Source organism: Bifidobacterium sp. ESL0820 (genome assembly GCF_052606235.1).
This window is the reverse complement of record NZ_CP199594.1, coordinates 1,836,163-1,853,564: the sequence shown is the minus strand read 5'-3', so window position 1 is coordinate 1,853,564 and position 17,402 is coordinate 1,836,163. Positions and strand designations below refer to the sequence as shown.

At 61.3% G+C, this 17,402-nt stretch carries 7 protein-coding genes; 5 read left to right on the top strand and 2 right to left on the bottom strand.

Annotated features, from left to right (window positions below):
• The 3 genes from ACUIAH_RS07265 (at position 1) to ACUIAH_RS07255 (ending at position 10,103) form a co-directional block, all read left to right on the top strand.
• Positions 1–1,533, top strand: coding sequence for an ABC transporter substrate-binding protein (locus ACUIAH_RS07265; protein ID WP_445340835.1), 1,533 nt, complete (start codon positions 1–3; stop codon positions 1,531–1,533).
• 44 nt (positions 1,534–1,577) lie between these two features.
• Positions 1,578–4,319 carry a valine--tRNA ligase gene (gene valS / locus ACUIAH_RS07260; protein ID WP_445340834.1) on the top strand — a complete coding sequence of 914 codons (2,742 nt, stop codon included), beginning with the start codon at positions 1,578–1,580 and terminating at the stop codon, positions 4,317–4,319.
• Positions 4,320–4,610: 291 nt separating this feature from the next.
• Positions 4,611–10,103, top strand: a complete 5,493-nt coding sequence (locus ACUIAH_RS07255; RefSeq protein WP_445340833.1) for an RCC1 domain-containing protein — start codon at positions 4,611–4,613, stop codon at positions 10,101–10,103.
• 65 nt (positions 10,104–10,168) lie between these two features.
• On the opposite strand, the gene ACUIAH_RS07250 is transcribed toward ACUIAH_RS07255, so the two are convergent.
• Positions 10,169–10,525 (bottom strand): chorismate mutase, encoded by a 357-nt coding sequence (locus ACUIAH_RS07250; RefSeq protein WP_445340832.1) that lies wholly within the window; start codon positions 10,523–10,525, stop codon positions 10,169–10,171.
• Positions 10,526–10,691: 166 nt separating this feature from the next.
• On the opposite strand from ACUIAH_RS07250, the gene ACUIAH_RS07245 reads away from it, so the two are divergent.
• On the top strand, positions 10,692–14,447 hold the full coding sequence (locus ACUIAH_RS07245; protein ID WP_445340831.1) for an RCC1 domain-containing protein: 3,756 nt from the start codon (positions 10,692–10,694) through the stop codon (positions 14,445–14,447).
• A gap of 161 nt (positions 14,448–14,608) precedes the next feature.
• On the opposite strand, the gene rho is transcribed toward ACUIAH_RS07245, so the two are convergent.
• Entirely contained in the window at positions 14,609–16,474 is a 1,866-nt protein-coding gene (rho, locus tag ACUIAH_RS07240; protein WP_445341575.1) for a transcription termination factor Rho, read from the bottom strand.
• A 222-nt stretch (positions 16,475–16,696) separates the two neighbouring features.
• Here rho and ACUIAH_RS07235 point away from each other — a divergent pair, with 222 nt between their 5' ends.
• On the top strand, positions 16,697–17,359 hold the full coding sequence (locus ACUIAH_RS07235) for a TetR/AcrR family transcriptional regulator (RefSeq protein ID WP_445340830.1): 663 nt from the start codon (positions 16,697–16,699) through the stop codon (positions 17,357–17,359).
• Positions 17,360–17,402: the final 43 nt, after the last annotated feature.

The window sequence follows — 17,402 nt, the reverse complement described above, 5'->3', positions numbered from 1 at the left end:
ATGGCAAGCGGCAGACACAGACGAATCAGCTCCGGAATCATCTTCATCCTGGTACTGGCGGTCCTGACCGCGGGCACTTACATGGCCTGGCCGTTGTTGACTGGCCGAGGAGGCTGGCGGCTGCCCTGGAACCTTGGAGGTTCGGGCCAGGCAGTGCGCATCCGGGCCCGCCAGGCCCCCGTCTCCCTGGACATCCGCACCGAGCCCGGCCGGGCCACCGACCAGGCTCTGATGGGCAACGTCTACCAGACCCTGACCAGGCCCGACGCCCAAGGTCGGCCGACTCCTGGACTGGCCCAGAACTGGGAGATCTCCGCCGATGGTCTGCTCTACACCTTTCATCTGCGCAATGATGCCCGCTTCGCCGACGGACGCCAGCTGACCTCAGAGGATGCCCTCTGGTCCCTGCGGCAGATCCTCGATCATCAGTATCAGGGCCACCAGGACCTGGATGACCTGGCCAGGGTCACCAACCCGGATGAAGCCACCCTGGTGATCAGGCTGAAGAGCCCGGATGCCCATCTGCTGACCGCTTTGAGCGGTCGGGCCGGTATTGTCTACGATCGCCAGGCCCGCGTCAACTACTCCACCCAATCGGCCGGATCAGGCCCATATCAAGTGGATGACTGGCAGCCGGGAGCCAGCCTGACCCTGACCACCAACAAGTCCTACCGGGGCCCGGACAAGGCCGCCATCCACAAGGTCGTCTTCAGCTATGCCGGCAGCCCCGAGCAGACCGTAAAAGATCTGAACCAGGGACGTCTGGACGCTGTAGTGGACATGGACCCGGCTACGGCCAAGCAGGCCGGCAAGGCTCCGACAGCAACACCCAGCACAAACAATGTGGTCCTGGCCTTCAACAACGAGGCATCCAGCCTGCTGTCCGACCAACATGTGCGCGAGGCCGTTCGCTACGCACTGGACCGTCAGGCGCTGGCCGATCTGGAAGGCGGCGCAGCCAAGGCGCTAGGTGGACCACTCAACCCACTGAGCCCAGGCTATGATCCCGGTCTGCAGGCCTTCCCATTCGATCGTGTCCAAGCGGCTCGTCGATCCTCCTACTATGCCCAGTCCTACTATCACGGCGGCCTGCGCCTGGTCTATCCCCAGGAATTCGGCAGCCAGGTGGGCGATCTGATCAGCACGCAATTGAAGGCGGTGGGCATCCCCACCCAGGTCTCCATGGTGGATCAGGCTGCATTCCGCGACCAGGTGCTCACCCGTCACGACTACGACATGGCCCTGCTGGTCATGGACAATGACGACATCGGCCGTTTCGCCGACCCCAACGCCACCATGCTCTTCGACAACACCGAGGTCCAGGAATCCTGGAAGCAGGTCAAGGCCAGTACCGACCAGAACACCTATGCTGAGCGGCTGCGGGCTTTCGCCCGGCAGGTCAGCGACCTCTCCCCCAGCGACTGGCTGTATGAGCGCACGCCCTTGGTACTGAAAACTCACCGTCTCCAGGGCATGCCCAGCTCTCTGTTGGATCGCTACCTGCCCCTGTGGAACCTGCGCATCCAGGGCTGAAAAGGCCGGCGCCCCTTGTCACTGTTCGTCCATAAAATGCTGGTATGTCTGCTGAACACCAAGGAATCGTCAATGCCCATCTGACCCCCCTGCCCGACAGGGTGGGCGTGGATGGCCTGGAGGAAAAGTGGTGCCGCGACTGGGATGAGTCCGGCGTCTACCGCTTCCGCAACACCCGCGAGCGCTCCGGCGTCTACTCCATCGACACCCCGCCGCCCACGGTTTCGGGGCATTTGCATGTGGGGCACGTCTTCTCATACACCCATACCGATGTGATCGCCCGGTTCAAGCGGATGCAGGGCTACGACGTCTTCTACCCCATGGGCTGGGACGACAACGGCCTGCCCACCGAGCGGCGGGTCCAGAACTATTACGGGGTTCGCGTAGACACCTCGCTCAAGTACGATCCGGACTTCAAGCCTCCCTTCCACGGGACCAAGGGCAAGAAGATCAGCGCCAAGGACCAAGTGCCCGTCTCCCGGCAGAACTTCATCGAACTCTGTGAGGAACTGACCGCCGAGGACGAGAAGCTCTTCGAGCAGCTCTGGCGGTCGCTGGGGCTGTCGGTGGATTGGTCGCAGACCTACCACACCATCGGCGAGCATCCCCGCCGGGTGGCACAGAAGGCTTTCCTGCGGAATCTGGCCCGGGGCGAGGCCTACCAGAAGGAGGCCCCGGGTCTCTGGGACGTGACCTTCCAGACCGCCGTGGCCCAAGCCGAGCTGGAGTCGCGCGAGTATGACGGCTTCTACCACAGGGTGGCCTTCCGGTTCGCGGACGGCACGCCAATCTACATCGAGACCACCAGGCCTGAGCTCTTGGCAGCCTGTGGCGCCCTGATCGCCCATCCAGACGACAAGCGCTACCAGAAGTACTTCGGTCAGAAGGTCTACTCCCCCCTGTTCAAGGTGGAAGTCCCCATCCTGGCCCATCCCGCCGCCGAGATGGACAAGGGCGCCGGCATCGCCATGTGCTGCACCTTCGGCGACGTGACCGACGTGCAGTGGTGGCGGGATCTGAACCTGCCCACCAGGTCCATCATCCAGCGCAACGGACGAATCGTCATGGACGTGCCGGATTGGATCACCGATGAGAGCGGACGGCGCATCTTCGAGCAGACCGAGGGCAAGACCACCTTCTCAGCCCGCAAGATCATCGTGGACGCCCTGCGCGAGTCCGGCGACCTGGACGGCGAGCCCAAGCCCACCAAGCGCATGACCAACTTTTACGAGAAGGGCGACAAGCCCCTGGAGATCGTCACCTCCCGCCAGTGGTACCTGCGCAACGGCGGCACCGACCAGAAACTGAACCAGGAGCTGCTGGAGCGCGGCAAGGAGCTCCACTTCCACCCGGACTTCATGCGGGTGCGCTACAACAACTGGGTCGAGGGCCTGAACGGCGACTGGCTGATCTCCCGGCAGCGCTTCTTCGGAGTCCCCTTCCCACTTTGGTATCCGGTCAAGGAGAACGGCGAGACCGACTACGCCCATCCCATCACCCCGGCCGAGGACAGGCTCCCCATCGATCCCAGCAGCGATGTACCCGAGGGCTTCGAGGAATCCCAGCGCGACCAGCCCGGCGGCTTCACGGCCGAGAAGGACATCATGGACACCTGGGCCACCAGCTCCCTGACCCCCCAGATCGTGACCCACTGGGCCGAGCCGGGCGAACAGGACCAGGCCCTCTTCAAGGCCACCTTCCCCATGGATCTGCGTCCCCAGGGCCAGGACATCATTCGTACCTGGCTCTTCAGCTCCATGGACCGCGCCCATCTGGAGAACGGTTGCCTGCCCTGGAGCGACACCACTCTGTCGGGGTGGATCCTGGACCCGGACCACAAGAAGATGAGCAAGTCCAAGGGCAATGTGGTGGTGCCGGACGAACCAATCAAGAAGTATGGCGCCGATGCTGTGCGCTACTGGGCATCCTGCGCCCGGTTGGGCCTGGATGCCACCTACGATGAGGGGCAGATGAAAATCGGCCGCCGCCTGGCCGTCAAGCTCCTCAACGCCGTCAAATTCGCCCTGGCCATCGGGCGGGAGGATGAGAACCATAAGGTCACCCAGGCAGCGGAGGCCACCTGGAACCCCGCTGACGTCACAGTCCCGTTGGACCGGGCAGTCCTGGCCGGCCTTGCCCAAGTGATCGACCAGGCCACCAAGGCCCTGGAATCCTACGAGCACTCCAAGGCCCTGGAGGTGACTGAATCCTTCTTCTGGGACTTCTGCGACAATTACATCGAACTGGCCAAGAACCGGGCTTACGGAACTGCGGATGCCACCGGCAGGACCCCTGGCGAAGACCAGGTGCTCAGCGCCCGCACAACCCTGGGGCTGGTCCTGGACGCTCTGGATCGTCTCCTGGCCCCCTTCCTGCCCTTCGCCACCGAAGAGGCTTGGCAGTGGATGCATCAGGGGGATGGATCGGTTCACCGGGCCTCCTGGCCACGTCCGGAAGACTATCTGACCGCCGCCCAAGGCCAGGATCCTGCTCTTTTGACTTGGGCAGGCAAGGCCTTGGCCTCCCTGCGACGGATCAAGTCCGAGGCCAAGGTCTCCATGAAGACCCCCATCCTCTCCGCCTCCTTGAGCGTGGCGCCGGAGGGCCTCGAAGCCGTGAAGGTCGCCCTGGACGACATAGCCGAAGCGGGCAGAGTCACCGGAGATCTGGACCTGGTCGAGGAGACCGCTCAGTCCGAGGCAACGGGAGCTGGCGAGGACGAGGCGGGCATCCGGGTGACCGCCAGCCAGCTGGGCGAGCCCCCCGCCAAGAAGCCTCGCAAGTAGGCTCCACAATTGCCAATACAACCGGGGCGGTTCGGCCATAGGCACCGCCCCGGTTTCCTATCGCTTCACTGGTGACAAGGCCGTTATCAGTGCAACCAGCCTCGCTCATGCAAAAAGTGCTGCTTCCATAATCAAAGGCATGCCCGCTGCAACAGCCTGATCAAAACTCTGAATAGCCCGAATATTGTAATGCTACAGTAGAAGTTATAGAGGGACTTTATTTTAGTGTGCACGGACGCAGATTTTGGGGCACGAACTGGGGAATCGGCACGCTTGGGGAGGAAGCATCGAATGGGGAATGCTCATGGCATACGCAGACTGATGACGTTGACAGCCATGGTTGGGTTGGCACTGATCGGCGTATCAACAGGAGCATACGCAACCACGGGCGATACGGCGCCTTCGCCCACCACACAAACGCCCTCTCCCAGTCCGTACAGCAGCGCGAGCCCATTGCTCAGGACGGGCAGCGAGGCAGAGGCCGGGGCCGCTGCTCCGACCGCATCACCATCACCGCTGGCCAGCAACAGCCCCTCCCCGTTCAAGTCCATCCAACCGTTCAACGAGGAAAAGACAGACAAACCCTCGGGGAGCAGCTCACCGAGAGCCAAGTCGCCACAGACCAGGGATTCATCCTCATATACCCTTACTTTCGAGCCTGACGGGGGCTCGCTGGTATCCGGCTCGCCAGCCCTGAGCCAAACAGTAACCTCAGGTCATCTGGCGTCCCCTCCTACCATCACCAAATCAGGCTACCTGTTTGACGGATGGTTCCTCAAAGGCTCCGATGTGGCCTATGACTTCGGCAAGCCGGTCACCAGCGCGCAGTCGCTGACGGCCCATTGGTCATCGGTCAACGACGCCCAGTGGACGACAGCCGACGTCAGCGGTGGCGACACCGGGGGCTCCGCAATCACCCTGACTCCCCCCAAGCCCAGAGGGGTGAGATTTGCACAGGTCAGCGCCGGCCACGACCACACCCTGGCCGTAGGTTCGGACGGCCACGTCTACGCCTGGGGCGACAACAGCAAGGGCGAGCTTGGCGACAGCACCACAATCAACAAAAACACGCCAGTGCGGATCGCTGAAAACGAGGCCATCAAGGGAAAGACCTTCATATCCGTCAGCGCGGGAACCACATTCTCCATGGCCCTAGCCTCGGATGGCACCGTCTACACCTGGGGCGACAACAGTCGCGGCGAACTCGGCAACGGGTCCACCACGAATTCTTCAGTACCGGTAAAGGCGAATCTCAACGCCACCATCACCGCCATCAGCGCCGGATACTGGCATGCCATGGCCCTGTCCTCGAGCGGGACGATCTACACATGGGGAGACAATCAATACGGCCAGCTCGGCAACGGGCACACGGGCGTCAACGTCAACGCTTCACCAGCAGCGGTCTCTTCATCCGGCGTCACCTTCACCACCATCAGTGCCGGATACGATTTTCAAACGGCGCTGGACAGCCAAGGACATGCCTACGCCTGGGGACGCAATCAGGGCGGCCAGCTCAGCATCGGCACCATGGACGGCACCAGCAGTGGTTCCAATGTCTACACTCCATCGCGCATTTACGGCGACTCGACCGGCAACCCAGACAGCACAGTCTACACCGACATCGATGCAGGGTACCTGCACGTCCTTGCACTGAGCAATACAGGCAAGGTGTACTACTGGGGCTATCCCCTGACCAAGGGCAATGACGCCAATACCGACAGCGTTCACTCCTTCTATCCCAGTCTGTTAAGCCTGCTCCCGGGAACGGCGACGCCTGTTTCAGTGAGCGCCGGGGACTACTCCTCTGCGGTGGTCGACTCTGCAGGCAGCCTGTATATGTTCGGCAGCAATTCCAGCGGCCAGCTGGGCGACGGAACCACAAGCCCCAAATCAACTATGACCAAGGTGAGCCTGACAGGCGTCACGGTCACTGCATTCGATGTCTGCCGGCACAGCCTGGCCATCGGATCGGACGGGCTCCCCTACAGCTGGGGGGAAGCGAAAAGCGGCAAGCTGGGACAAGGCAGCAAGGGACCTCAAAGCGGTTCGCAGACCAAGCCTGCAACGGTCAGCCCACCCCAGACAGATCTAGCCAAGGTGACCTTCGGCAGGACGGATGTAGCCAAGACCGACACCAACAGCCCGATTAGCCGAACTTCAGCAGGCGACGACACCTGGAGTTCAAATACCCCATGGACGGTCACTACCCCGCACCACACTTACGGAACCACCAAGATCAGGATCAACGACGGTCAATGGTCCATTGGCGGCGCCGCACAGCAAGGGCAAAGCATCGGCAACTATACATTCACACCCACTGCCCAGAAGATCACCTTTGATTCGGACGGAGGCTCATCAGCCTCGGACCAGTTCGTCACCGCAGGCAAGCAGGCTTCGCGCCCCACCGTCACCAAGGCAGGTTTCCTCTTCGACGGCTGGTTCATCAAGGAGGCAGACGGCAGCTCCAATGTGGCCTACGACTTCAGCAGTCCTGTCACCGGGCCGCTGAATCTGAAAGCGCATTGGTCTTCGTCAGATATGGAATGGAAGACCTCTGATGCCCTCCATGGCGACGACACCGGGGGCTCCAAAATCACCCTGACTCCCCCCAAGCCCAGAGCAGTGAGGTTTGCCCAGGCCAGCGCCGGACGCTACCACACCCTGGCTGTGGGTTCCGACGGACACGTCTACGCCTGGGGAAACCAGGCCAGCGGCGGACTGGGGAACGGCAAAAGCTCAGGCACGGCAACAACTCCGGTGCGAATAGCCGAAAATGATGCCATAAAAGGAAAGATCTTCATAGCCGTCAGCGCCGGCGACACTTACTCTATGGCCCTGGCCTCCGACGGTACGGTCTACACCTGGGGCAGCAACGACAAAGGCCAGCTCGGCAACGGCACTACCGGAAGCTATTCCAGCGAACCAGTAAAGGCACAGACAGGCGATGCCAAAATCACCGCCATCAGCGCAGGACGGTCATACGCCATGGCCCTGGCCTCGGACGGTACAGTCTACACCTGGGGCAACAACGTTCAAGGCCAGCTCGGCAACGGCAGCTCAGACAAGGGCAGCCACTCCTCCCCTGCCAAGATCGCGACGCTGTCCGACATCACCGCCATCAGCGCAGGATTTACCTCGGGCACGGCCCTGGACAGTCAAGGCCATGTCTGGACTTGGGGCCAGAACGACAAGGGGCAGCTCGGCAACGGCGCCCCTAATGACAGTCCGACTCCGACACGTGTTCAAGACCTGGGCACCGGACAGCCTGATACTCGGTTCTATATCGCCATCAGCGCGGGCTACCAGCACGTGCTGGCGCTGGATACGGATCATGACCTCTATGGATGGGGTTCCGGCACCGCCATCGGCTCCACTACAGATACCAATGTCAGTACGAGAGGATCCACCGCGATTAGCTTTGGAGACGAGCCTGTCAACATCACCTCCATCAGCGCGGGCGACGATGGATCGGAAGCCATAGACGACAGCGGAAGGATCTATACCTGGGGCAAGGAGGGCTACGGACAGCTAGGCAACGGGACGAACGATAGCACCTCTTGGCAGACCAGCCCGAAAGCCATCACCCTGGCTCAGTCGGTGAAGGCCCGCGCGGTGTCCACCTCCGGCCATCACCAGACAGCCATCGGGTCTGACGGATTGCTCTACACCTGGGGATACAGCTACTACAACCAGCTTGGACGAAACGGGGCATCCTCAGTGCCCGGCACCACACAGCCGCCGCAGATCACCCTGATTAAGGTCGTCTTCGGCACCATGGCCAGCAGTACCAAGCCAGCCACGAACCTGGCCCAGACAGGCAAAGACAGCTGGGATGCAAACCGGGATTGGACCTTCGTCACACCCACGTACCCGTATGGCCCCTCCAGTTTCACCATCACATGGACTGTTGCCGACGATACCGGAGACTCAAGGCAGACACAGCAGTTCGACTACACCTTCGATCGGACCAAGAAGCGCATAACGCTTGACCCCGAGGGAGGTACTGGAGCTGCATGGACAAGCAAAGACATCGAGGAAGGCGAATTGGTACCCCGACAGACCCTGGCCAAAACGGGCTTCCTCTTTGACGGGTGGTTCGTCAAAGCGGATGACGGCAGTTCCAATGTGGCCTACGACTTCGGCAAGCCAGTCACGGACCCGTTGACCCTGGTCGCGCACTGGACGCCTTCGGCTCCAACTACTGTCGACCCAACCGTCAGTCCATCTACTGGCGGATACCAGGTCACCATCACTCCGCCCTCGCAGCGCGGCATCCGCTTCGCCCAGGTCAGTACAGGCAAAAACCATACCCTGGCTGTCGGCAGTGACGGCAATGCCTACGCCTGGGGAAACAACAGCACGGGACAGCTCGGCAACGGCAGCAAGGATAGCAGCAAGACACCCGTCCAAGTGAAAAAGCCCTCCAATGCAGGTACCGACTTCGCATACACCCAGGTAAGCGCAGGATATGGATTCTCGTTGGCCCTCGGCAGTGACGGCAATGCCTACGCCTGGGGAGACAACGGTAGGGGGCAGCTTGGCAAGGGCGCTGCAGGCGGCACCAATACGACGCCCGTCCAAGTGAAAAAGCCCTCCGGTGCAGGCACTGACTTCGCATACACCCAGGTAAGCGCAGGAGGCTATCATGCCTTGGCCGTCGGCAAGGATCATCAGGCCTATGCCTGGGGGGACAGGAGCAACGGCGGACAGGTGGGCGACGGCAACACGACCGGGAACGCCCCTGCTCCTGTAGCCGTCAACGCAAGCGCCACCAGTCCTGGGTTCCAAGTCAGGCAGGTCAGTGCGGGATACCAGCACTCTCTGATCATCGGCATAAGCGGACAAACCTACGCCTGGGGATACGGCGACAGCGGCAGACTAGGCAACAATGCCAAATCCTCACAGGCCACTCCTGTGTCGGTGTCGTCACCCGTGAAATACGAGGACGGATCGATAGGATTCTTCGCCACCCAGGTCAGCGCGGGAGGCTCGCACTCCCTGGCCATTGGCAGAGACGGCAAAGCCTACGCCTGGGGTGCGAATACCGACGGGCGACTGGGCACCGGAGACACCAATGATGCCGCAATACCAACCCTGGTGGCCGATCCCGACGGAGGCAGCGATGGATTCAAACCCACCGAGATCAGCGCCGGAGGATGGTTCTGCGCAGGAATCGACGACAAAGGGAAGATATACACCTGGGGAAACAACGGTCAAAACGCCCTGGGCAATGTCTCCGTCACGGGATCCATCAGCGCATCCCCCGTTCTGGTGAGCAAAGACGGCAGCACCATACAGATCAGTGCAGGCGAGCGCCAAGTCCTGGTCATCGACTCCAATGACATGGCCTATGGCTGGGGTGACAACAGCAGCAGACAGCTAGGAACCAATTTGGACAGCACTTCCGTCAAGGCAGCCACCTTGGTCTGCCCGCCGCAATTGACCATCAGCTCGGTCACAGTAGGCACGGATCCGGATACTGCTACAGTTCTTGAACTGACCCGGAGCGGCACAGCCGACGCATGGGGATCATGGAATACCTGGACCTTCTATACCCCAGCCTTCAAGGCGGGCCGGACAACAGTCAACGTCACCTGGAATGTGGGCCAAGGCAACCCTCAAACCGAGAATCTGCCCTTTACCTACAAGGATATTCTGCCTCTGACCGGTAGCCAGGGTCTGCTCATCGTGCTGCTTGTCGGACTTTTCATAACGGTGACTGTCCTGGCAGCAAGACAGCATTACTTGGAAATGGCTCGTCAGACTCTAACCAGCACTCGCTGATACCTTGTGGCCGATGGCATAGGAATTGATCCGAGCCGTCGGCCATGACCATACGACGGATTCCCTCAGCGTGAATTGGTCTGGCCGGCCAGCCGTTCGTGGTCGCGCTTGGCGGCATCAGCCACCAGATGCAGATAGGCCTCAGCCAGATCCGGGTCCAGCCCGTAATCATCAGCCTTGTCTCGCAAGGCAGCTATTTGTGTGCTCTCCCGGCGCATATCCGCCGAGGCGAATCCTGCCTGGGCCTTGAGCAGCCCGATGCGGTGGGTCACCCTGAACCGTTCGGCCAGCATGGTGACAATCGCGGCATCGATGGTGTCCACATCGGCACGCAGTTCCTCCACCTGGCGGGCAGCCTGGGCCTGTGGACCCCCGCTCTGCACCTGGTCATCGATCACTGTTTCCATCTTCGCATCGCTCATAAAATACCAGTCTAATCAAGCGCCCTAGGCGACTACGACAAGCCCTGCCACCACTGTGACACTGGTGTTATTGTAGTGGATGGGATTATTGACTCTTGGGGAGAGAGTCTCGTTCGCCTACACCTGCTTATACAAGTGCCGGACGCATGGGGGAGGATGCCTTCACATGAAGATGGTACGTAGTCGTCGCGTCACAGCGCTCGTCAGTCTATGCTGCGTCTTGGTCGCCTGCAGCATGTTCGGCCTGCAATTCGGTCAAGCAGCGCCGGAATCCAATGAGACCGCAGTCGCAACTCAGGGAACTGGAACACTTGGTACTGGAACCAATACTCCCGGACAGATTCCTTCGGTTTCCCCCGGCCCGTCATCATCGCCATCGGGCATCCCCACCCTGTCCAATGGCTCTCGTGCGACGGCAACAGGAAAATCGGCGCCTGCCGCCAGCACATCGCCCACCTCGCCGTCCTCGCTTTCGCCCGGCGCCGCAGGTTCCCCGGAGCCGACCTCAACCGCCTCTTCCCCATCGAATGCCACCAGCCACACGGTCACTTTCGACTACAACATGCAGTCCGTGGCTCCGACAACTTCGACTGTGGCCGATGGCGCCCAGGTCGCGCGCCCCAATCCTGAACCCACCCGCCGAGGATTCGTTCTCGAAGGTTGGTTCGCAGGCAAGGTCGCTTACGACTTCTCCGCTCCTGTGCACACAGACCTGACCCTGAAAGCCAAGTGGGCCCGGGCCGACCAGACCTGGACCATGCAGCCGCAAGAGGGACCAGAATCAGGAGGCACCGGGGTAACCCTGACCCCACCCCCGCCCTCTGGTGTCCGTTTCAGCCAGGTCAGCGCAGGCATCAGGTTCTCACTGGCTTTGGGATCGGATGGCAACGTCTACGCCTGGGGCTTTAACCGTGCTGGTCAGCTGGGCGATGGCACTATTGTCAACAGGTCGACACCCATAAGGGTGCCTAGGCCCGAAGAGGCCCGCAATGACAAGGATTTTCGGTTCGTCAGCGTCAACGCTGGTCAGTTCTTCAGCATGGCCCTGGACAACCATGGCACCCTCTGGTCCTGGGGGTACAACTATCTGAAGACCTTGGGCAACCCCAATGTGGCTGACAGCGGCATGCATAACTACTCAGAATATTTGGTCAAGGTGATGCTGCCTGAAGGGGCGCCGGCCGGATTCACCTACAAGGCCGTCAACGGCAATTACACCCACACCCTGGCCTTAGGATCGGATGGCAACGTCTATGGCTGGGGCACCTGCAGCGAGGGGCAGACCGGCAGCCATGAGTGCGACGGCATATGCGACTACAGGCCCAGCCTCATCCAAGGATTCGACAAGAACCACAAAATCGTCGCCCTGCAGACCGGACTGAACTACTCAACGGCTCTGGATGACGCTGGCACGGTATGGTCATGGGGAAGCAACCTTGACCACCAGTTGGACCCATCCGCCGGCGCGGTCGTTGGCAACTCTAAGCCAATCAAGATCAGCGGCCTTGACAAGGTCCATGTGGTGGCCATTGCAAACGGCTTCGCAAACACCCTGGCCCTGGATGACCAGGGAAGGGTTTGGACCTGGGGTATGAATAAAGCCGGCCAAATCGGCAACGGATCAAGCCCCAGCAAGACCGATATATTCAAAGACCCGGTCCAGGTCAGCTTCCCGCAGGGGACCAGAATCACTGCCATCACTAGCGGCGGCAATTTCTATCTTAGCCACGCCATGGCTCTGGATTCCGACGGCAATATCTGGGCCTGGGGCGACAACAGCTACGGACAAATGGGCGACGGCAAGACCTCTGCAGCAGACAGCCCCCAGACCACTCCGGAACGCTTGGAGGATCCGAAACTTGCCGGCCGACACTGGATCAGCATCGACGCTGGCGAGGAGTATAACCTGGCTATCTGCGACGACGGCCTGACCTACAGCTGGGGACGCGACAACATGGGTCAGCTGGGTCAGGGCACCAGCGGCGATGACGCCCATAACCGGCCCTCTGCGGTCGCCTTCCCCTGGCCGGCAAAACTGACCGGACTCAAATTCGACACAACGGATATCACCACCGGAATGAAGGCGCAAAAGAACGGGACCTGGACGGCTACCACCCCGCCGCACGCACCAGGGCTGGTGGATGTGGCCCTGGCGTGGACTTTGAACGACCAAGAACAGACCCAGGTCCACCTGCCCTTCCGCTATCTGTCGAACGGTGTGACCGTAACCTTCCAGTCGGAGAGCGATTCACCGGCGCCACCCAGCCAGAGTCTGGAAGCGGGAGAGCGGGCAGTCCGCCCCAGCGCTGATCCGACCAAGGCCGGCTGCCGCTTCGATGGCTGGTTCCTAGGCAAGACCGCCTACGACTTCTCCAAGCCAGTCACCAGCTCCATGACGCTCAAAGCCCACTGGAGCCCTGAGAATCAGAACTGGAGCATGACCCCGGACCATGGAACCGAGATGGGCGGGACGAAGGTCACCCTGACGCCGCCAGCCCTGCGGGGCATTCGCTTCAGCCAGGTCAGTGCCGGTTCCCACTGGTCCCTGGCCCTGGGGTCCGATGGGAAGGCCTACGCCTGGGGCAAGAACAACAGCAGCCAGCTGGGCAATGCGAACATCGCCAAGGGCGGCACCAGCACCATGCCGGTCCGAGTGGACATGCCCGAGAAGGCGGAGACCGACTTCGTCTTCACCCAGGTCAGCGCGGGCCGAGACTATGGCCTTGCTCTAGGGTCCGATGGAAAGGCCTACGCCTGGGGCAACAACGATGTCGGCCAGCTGGGCGACTCCACCCTGAATGCCCAAGGCCGGCCCCATCCGGTACCGGGTCTGCCGGCCAAGATCCAGTCCATCAGCGCCGGTGGTGGACATGCCTTGGCTCTGGATTCCCAGGGACGAGTCTGGTCCTGGGGCGCCAACCAATACGGCCAGCTGGGCCTGGATAACGCCGGCGGCGATACTGTCTCGCCAGACGGGCGAACCAGCCCTGCCATGGTGACCGGAATCCCGGCTACTACAACGGCAATAAGCGCCGGAAGCCGGTATTCACTAGCCATGACCGTGGATGGACAAGTCTACGCCTGGGGCACCAATGATTCCGGCCAGTTGGGCGATCCCTCCCTACCAGTGAGCGCTGACGGCGCCAACCCCACGCCGTCTGCCGTTCAGGGATTGACGGGCGAGATGAGCGCCATCAGCGCCGGAGACCACCAGGCTCTGGCCCTGGATTCCCAAGGACGCATCTGGACCTGGGGACAGGTCAAGGGCGAGAACAAGAAAACCCCTGCCCTATTGACCCTTCCCGACGGACTGCCGACGGGGTTTGCCATCACGCAGATCAGCGCCGGCACCGGAGCATCCTCCGCCCTGGGCTCCAACGGGCAAATCCTGACCTGGAGCAATGCCGCAGAAGGCTCAGACCCAACATCCTTGGCCAAGCCCGAGGACACGCCTGCAGATTTCAGCTTCACTGCCGTCAGCACGGGCGACCCGAGCTCATTGGCCCTAGGCTCCGACGGCCTGGCCTACGGATGGGGTGCCGACGATGCCGGCCAGCTGGGCGACGACCAATCCGGACCGGACCTGAACAGCAAGACTCCACAGGCTGTTGTGATTAGAAGCCTGGTTAAGACAGTCACCTTCGCCGGGCTGGCTACAGAGGGAACCCCGCAGTATCAGAACGGCACCTGGTTGGCAGTCACTCCGCGTTACAGGCCCGGGCAGGTGGATACCGTCATTCAATGGAGCCTGGTAGGCGTGGATCAGAAGGATCAGACCCTGCCCTACACCTACGACCAGTTGGCCGTCCTGCCCCTGACCGGCAGCACTGGCGTGGTCCTGCTGATCATAGCTGGCCTGCTGGGCATGGGAGCCGCCATGGCTGCCAGATTCCATCGGCGGGAGAACAAAATGACAGCATGACAGGGGCAGGGACGACACTATGAAAAATCTGGGCTGACAGGCTTCGAATAGATCATCGCCCTAAACAGCTGTCTTGTTTCGCCACTGCTTATGCATTGGGCCCTATCCACGAACTGAATCGCGGATAGGGCCCAATAAACATGTCAGGCGTCAGGCCCGAGTCACTTCTGAGCCAGCATGGACTGGTTGATAGCCGACAGGAAGTCCCGGTTGGTGGCAGTCTTCTTCAGCCTGGGCACCAGGGTCTGGTAGGCCTGCTCGGTCTCCATGCCGCCCAGAAGGCGACGCAGCCGGTAGACCACAGCCAGCTCTTCGGGCGCGGTGATCAGCTCCTCGCGCCGGGTGCCGGAAGCGTTGATGTCGATGGCGGGGAACATGCGCTTATCGGCCAGGTCCCTGGTCAGCCTCAGCTCCATGTTGCCGGTGCCCTTGAACTCCTCGAAGATGACCTCGTCCATCTTGGACCCGGTTTCCACCAGGGCCGAGGAAATGATGGTCAGGGAGCCGCCGTTTTCGATGTTGCGGGCGGCGCCGAAGAAGCGCTTGGGCGGGTAGAGGGCCTGAGCGTCCACGCCGCCGGAGAGGATGCGGCCAGAGGCGGGAGCCGAGATGTTGTAGGCGCGGGCCAGACGGGTCATGGAATCCAGAAGGACCACCACATCTTGCCCCAGCTCCACCAGGCGCTTGGCCCGTTCGATGGCCAGCTCGGCCACGGTGGTGTGATCGCTGGCTGGGCGGTCGAAGGTGGAGGAGATGACCTCGCCCTGGACCGTGCGCTCCATGTCGGTGACCTCCTCGGGCCGCTCATCCACCAGGACCACCATCAGATGAACCTCGGGGTTGTTGGCGGTGATGGAGTTGGCGATGGACTGCAGGGTCAGGGTCTTGCCGGCCTTGGGCGGCGAAACGATCAGACCGCGCTGGCCCTTGCCGATGGGGGCGACGATGTCGATCAGACGACCAGTGATGTTCTTGGGCTGGGTCTCCATCCGCATGCGCTCCTGCGGGTAGAGGGGGGTCAGCTTGTTGAAGTGAGGGCGTCCTGCTGCATCCTCCACGCTCATGCCGTTGATGGTGTCGATGGCCTGCAGAGGAACGAATTTCTGGCGCTGATTGCGATGCTCGCCCTCGCGAGGGGGACGGATGGAACCGTGCACGGCATCGCCCTTGCGCAGACCGTACTTCTTGACCTGACCCATGGAGATGTAAACGTCGTTGGGGCCAGGCAGGTAACCGGAGGTGCGCACGAAGGCGTAGGAGTCCAGCACATCCACAATGCCCGCCACGGGGACCAGATCCTCGGGCTTGAAGTTCTCCCTGGGCTCATAGTCACGATCCCGGTTGCTGCTGCGGTGGTTGTTGCGATTGCGCCGATCGTTGCGGTCATTGCGGTCATTGCGATCGCCCCGGTTTCGACGATCATAGCCGTTGTGCCGGTAGTCACGCCCCTCCTCGCCGCGATCCTCGTAGCTGCGCCGACGAGGACGGTCATTCCGTGAGGGCAGTGCTGCCAGAATATCGTCCAAATTGCGCACTGAACCGGAGCCGGAGCCTTCGCGCTCCTCGCCATGCTCACGCTCGTTCCGGCCACGGTTGGTATGGGAGCCCCGGGATGAATCCGTGTTGCGGTGACGCCGCCGGGATATGACCACGTTCTCCTCGTCGGCCACGGTATGGGGGAAGCGGTTCCGGTGCTCGCTATGGCCGCTCTTATGATCGTCAATGCCCAAAACATCGAAGAGGTCTCCGACAGGACGATCATCCTTGGATTCCTTGGTCTCCGTGGACTCCTGTCCGCCTTCCGCGGAGGACTTCGCCTCCTGGTTCGTCGGCTGCTGCTGATCGGCGGCCTGGCCTCCCTTGGCCACGGCGGCCGCAGCCTTGGGCTTGCCAACGGTTACTCCCTCAGGGGCCTTGCCGCCCGAGCGTGCCGCCTCGATCGTCTCGATCAGGACAGGCTTGCGCATGCCGGAAATACCGCGCAACCCCAGCTGCCTGGCCAATTCCTTGAGTTCGGGCAGCTTCATGGAATGAATATCTTGGCTTGTTGCCACTGTTGTAATGCCTTTCCTTCGCTATGCCTAATTAGGCTAGGCAAATAGCTTGAGAATAGTGCGGGGGTACCGCTCATGAAAATTCGATGCCGACTCGGCTTATCGAACTTCCATAAGCCTACAACGAGTGCCCGACCGGTGCAAGGAACAGCCTGCGTGTCCAAAAATTTATGGATAAGCCTCTAGACTGGGCATATGAATGACCGATCATCTCTGCGTGAACAACGGCGGAGCGAATTCGTAACCACCGCCATGCGGGTCTTCGACCGGAAAGGTGCTGCAAACACCTCCCTGCGCGACGTAATCCACGCCATGAACCACGGCAAGGGCGTGGGCATGAGCGTTTTCTATTACTATTTCAAATCCAAGGACGACCTGATAGATGCCTGCGTGCGCACCTATCTGGCCTCCTACGTGGACCATGTGGTTGACATTCTGCAGGATTCTGACCTGAGCGTCCAAGAGGCGCTGGACGACATTTGCCCGCATCTGATACGGGCCATTTGGAAGATGGACGTCATCTTCGCAGACAAGGCCAACTGGTACAACTACCTGAGCACCAACAGCAATGTGATGGAGGGCTTCGTCAGGCAGATCATCGACCCTTTGACCAAGGCCCTGGACCGCTGGCTGGATCGGGGCGACCTGCCGCAGACCCAGCTGATCCAAACAGCCAGCACCCGCACTGTAGCCTGGTTGATGGCCGACGGGCTCTCGTCCATCGTCAGCAATGGCAGAGGAGCCGCCGGCCACCCGCAGATCAGAGAAGTGGTCCGTCAACGTGTCCGCGAGAGCGTGGCCTTCTTCTCGCAGCTGCTGGGCCTGCCCCTGAAGCCACCAGCCATCGCCCTGTCATAAAATGACCAAGCCCCCGACCCTGCAGTCGGAGGCTTGGAGGAAA